Below are 4,157 nucleotides of genomic sequence, written 5' to 3'. Positions count from 1 at the left end.
GAGGAACAGTTCGCGCCGTGTTTTGCGTTTCTTGATAGTGTATTCGGCTTCGGCGAAGGTCAGTTGGCTCATGATTGAATCTGTGTATGTTGGAAATGGGGTAAATTATGCCAGACTGGAGCAGTTTTTCAGAGGTTCCCTAGCGGAAATGTCCCGGGGCCTGGTCCCCTATAGCTACCCCTGGCACGACGTGCGCCTGGTCACAGTCACCGCTCTGTCACTGCTGTTTGGCATGTCGATCCTGGTTTACAGCTCCTACAAAACCATGGCTGATCATGCCCTGCATTGGATCTATGGGGGTTTGCTGGTTACGGCCACGGTTATTATGCTGGCTCCGGGCTTTGACAGTAAAACCACCGCGGGTGTGTTTTTCCCCTTGCTGGTGAGCCTGATACAGCTGCTGATTGTGTGGCGCCGCCAGCGGCAAAATGCCTGGCTGGGCTGGTTTCTGGTGCAGCTGCTGGTTGCTATTACCATCGTAGCCAATAAAGGCAGCTTTCATGAAATTATGCATTTCCTGATCATTGCACTGTTTCTAGTATATTTGTTTGTACAACAGGCCAAGGAATATCGCCTTCAACAACAGCAGAGCAAGGACGACCAACAACTGATTGCCAAGCTGGAATATAAACTGGCCCAGAACAGCCAATCCGACACACCAGCGCGCCTGGAAGTCAGCTCCGCAGGGAAAACCCTTTGGGTGTCGGTCAGTGACATCCTTTACTGTAAAGCGGCCGGCGATTACGTGGAGTTACACCTGGTAGAGCAGGGTGAAAAACTCTATTCAGGCAGTCTAAAACAACTCGAGACTCAACTGCCTGAAACCTTTATCCGGGTACACCGCTCTTTTCTGGTAAACCTTGAGCAGGTGGTGGCCCTCAGCGGCAAGAGTGTCAGCGAATCCGGTGGCTACCATCTTCAGCTTGCGGACGGGCAGGCTATTCCGGTCAGTCGCAGGCTGATGCCCGCAGTCAGGAGTTCGTTAAAGCAGGAAAGTGCTGTCGGGTTGGTTTGTGCCCAATAGCAGGCATGGGGTTCACCTAACCTGGGTACTACACCAAAAATTTTTGTGTGAACAGGCCGTAATGGGTGGCGCAGTTTCTATTTCCTGATAGAGTAATGACGCTGGGAAACTGTAAAGTCATAATTTTTATTAATCTGTCTCAAAGATCAGTCACCATAAGAGCATTTGCTGTCCATCTTATTTAATGGAAGCTCAAGGTTAGAGGAGAACCTGAAAAGGAATTTATTTTCTAAGAATACAGTGCCAATTCGATTAAATAATATTCACTGATGTATATTTAAGGAAATTCGAAAAAATTTGACAGGAAATTTCCTTGTCTCGCTAATCGTCTTGTTATTAGCCCAGCCCGATAAACTACAAGGGTTCATGCTCAGGTAGTAAAAAAATACTGACAGGATTAACCATCGGGTTCAAAATTGAACGGTGGGCGATATTCATTAGGTCTTGCGCACCTTTATGAGGATTATTTCAATGAATGCAATTTCTTTACGCACAATATGCCTATTATTTAGCTCAGCGCTTTGCCTGTTGTCAATTGGCCAGAGTGAGGCCAAGGATAATGAACTGGTCGGTATGTGGGAAGGAAAGCGTATTGCGGGACCGGAAATTCAGGGTGATATTATTATTACACGCGAATCGGACCGCTGGCGGATCGATTTATCCGGTTATAATCTGTCAATCCCACTACGGGAAGGTAAACTCAGTACTGAATTATCTTTCAGTATTCCAGGCGGGTTAGGCTCCTTTAATGGAAAACTTGACCCTGCAAGCCATCAGGTCAGGGGCTATTGGATTCAGCCAAGCACGATCAATAACGGAATGCCTTATGCCTCACCGGTGGTATTAACGCCTGACAATGACAATAGGTGGCGTGGGAAAATAGTTCCTATGCCAGATGAATTTTCGGTATTTTTACCTGTTTGGGAGAGGGAAGATGGGGCCCTGGGCGCTTTCTTTCGCAATCCTGATCGCGGCTTTGGTGTGTTTTACAATGTTGACCGAGTGGAACGAAAGGGCGATTCAGTCCGCTGGCTGGGCCGGTTCTTTCGTGACAAGAAGGAAACTGTACTTGTCGAAGCACAGTATCAACCGGGTCGTATGTCTGTAGATATTCGCGGTAATCTTTATGACCTTAGATTAACCCCAGATGATAACCATAGTCATTTTTATGCGCGCGGGAAAAATCCAGAACCATATGACTATATTCCACCACCTGAAATCCCTGGAGATGGCTGGTCTGTAAGCAGCCTTGGGGCCGAGAAAATCAGCGAGCAGGTAATCTCCAATTTTATCGAGCAGGTCATATTACCGGCTGCTGATTCGATTGATGACCCATATATTCATGGAGTGCTAATCGCAAGGTCGGGTAGACTGGTTCTGGAAGAATATTTTCATGGATTCCACAGAAATAAAGCCCATGACACACGCTCTGCCAGTAAAAGCCTCGCCAGTGTGCTTGTCGGGGCTGCCATTCACAATGGAATAGATTTGGAGTTGGGAGATCCTGTGTTTGTTCAAAAGGTTCTAGCCAAAGAAGCGGAGGGAGTTGTCGGTGTGGATCCGCGTCGCCAAAGAATAACATTGGAACACCTGCTGACTATGTCATCCGGGCTGGATTGTGATGATAGTGATGCTTCCTCAAAAGGTAATGAAGACACTATGCAATCACAACAAGAACAAACTGACTGGTATCGTTATATGGCACATTTGGATATGGTTAGGGAACCTGGTGAGAAAGCAGTCTATTGTTCAGGTGGGATCAATCTGGTGGGAGCGGTTCTGTCAGCTGCCAGTGGGCGTAGCATAGAAGAGCTATTCTTCGATTTCATAGCCAAACCATTGCAAATTGATCACTACTATTTGAATCTCTCACCGACTGGGCAACCTTATTTGGGCGGGGGAATCTACTGGAAGCCGCGCGATTTCATGAAGCTGGGCCAATTGATGTTAAATAAAGGCATTTGGAATGGCCAGCGTATAATCAGCGAAGAGTTTGCAGAAAATTCAATTTCTACGAAGTATAAAATGGCGAACAGGGGATATGGGTATGCATGGTGGATAACGCGTTACCCTTATAAAAATCGCCAAGTCGAGGCTTTTTTTGCCGGGGGTAATGGTGGTCAAATCGTGATGGGTATTCCAGACCTGGATTTGTTGGTAGCTTTTTACGCTGGAAACTACAGTCACAAGACTTTTCGTAAGATTCAGCAGGAATTTGTGCCTCAGTATATTTTACCTGCATTAAACTAAGGAACCTGTGATTAATTCACTGACGTGAAACCTGACGTTGCATTGAATTAATCATAGGTTCCCTAGAAGTTGCTTTTTTCCTGTTCAAGCTCAGCAAGCCGAGTATCAATCTCGGCTATACTTTGAAAACCATCAGGCTTAAGCATGTGTTTGTGGGGGCTTGATCAGAGATTCAGCCGGAATACCCAAGCCTTCATGCAGCTTCCAGATCATTTTTAGCGTGAGCGAGCGTTTGTGATTAAGAATTTCATAGACTCTATTGCTCTTGCCAATCATGGGCTCGAGGTCTTTCACCGTTAAACCTTTGCGTTCCATCTCAAACTTGATGGCCTCAACAGGATCAGGCAAATCCATAAGGAAATGCCTGGCCTCATAAGCTTCTATTAGCGTAACCATCACATCCAGCTTCTCACCTTCGGGAGTGTCAGGGTCTGCCATCATCAGGCTTTCAATTTCTTTCAATGCCGCTCGGTAGTCGGCATCCGTTTTAATAGGTTTGATGTCCATAACTTTTACCTCTCGTTTCTACCTTTGGGGGCATTTAAATAGTTTGCATGTTAATCTTGTCATATCGCGCATGGGCACCGATAAATCGGATGTAAACCACACAATAGGCATAATTGATCCACACGACCAGTCGGTACTTGTTATTCGCAATGTTAAGCGACATTGGAGCGGTGGCGGTCTAAGGGCTTAGGTCCGGTTTACTTGAAACTGGGTAGTCAAGTCAGGTGCAGGAGTATGGGGTAGCCTGATTTCTCCGGACAGTCCCGATTGTTACCATAGGCAATTGGGAGTATGTAATGACTATGAGAAAGACTTATTCAATAGAGTTTCGTTCAGAGGCCGTAAAGCTGGTCCTTGAGCAGGGCTTGACGCAGGC

Annotated in this window: 4 protein-coding genes; 2 read left to right on the top strand and 2 right to left on the bottom strand. The window is 46.4% G+C overall.

Features of this window, described 5'->3' with window-relative positions:
- Together AB1S50_RS19075 and AB1S50_RS19070 are read left to right on the top strand one after the other, a co-directional pair.
- Window positions 1–1,024, top strand: a 1,024-nt coding sequence (locus AB1S50_RS19075; protein WP_367152818.1) for a LytR/AlgR family response regulator transcription factor, incomplete at its 5' end; no start/stop codon positions are given.
- Window positions 1,025–1,495: 471 nt separating this feature from the next.
- Window positions 1,496–3,274 carry a serine hydrolase domain-containing protein gene (locus AB1S50_RS19070; RefSeq protein WP_367152816.1) on the top strand — a complete coding sequence of 593 codons (1,779 nt, stop codon included), beginning with the start codon at window positions 1,496–1,498 and terminating at the stop codon, window positions 3,272–3,274.
- 138 nt (window positions 3,275–3,412) lie between these two features.
- Here the strand turns inward: AB1S50_RS19070 and AB1S50_RS19065 are convergent, their stop codons facing one another.
- Window positions 3,413–3,781: a helix-turn-helix domain-containing protein gene (locus tag AB1S50_RS19065; protein WP_367152814.1), complete on the bottom strand. Its 369-nt coding sequence runs from the start codon at window positions 3,779–3,781 to the stop codon at window positions 3,413–3,415.
- A 34-nt stretch (window positions 3,782–3,815) separates the two neighbouring features.
- A complete protein-coding gene (locus AB1S50_RS19060; protein ID WP_455363766.1) occupies window positions 3,816–3,944 on the bottom strand; it encodes a type II toxin-antitoxin system HigB family toxin in 129 nt (42 codons plus the stop codon).
- Window positions 3,945–4,157 lie beyond the last annotated feature (213 nt).

Source organism: Microbulbifer discodermiae (genome assembly GCF_040742695.1).
GTDB lineage: Bacteria > Pseudomonadota > Gammaproteobacteria > Pseudomonadales > Cellvibrionaceae > Microbulbifer.
Note: the sequence above shows the minus strand (reverse complement) of the source record. Positions and strands in the feature narration are given on the sequence as shown.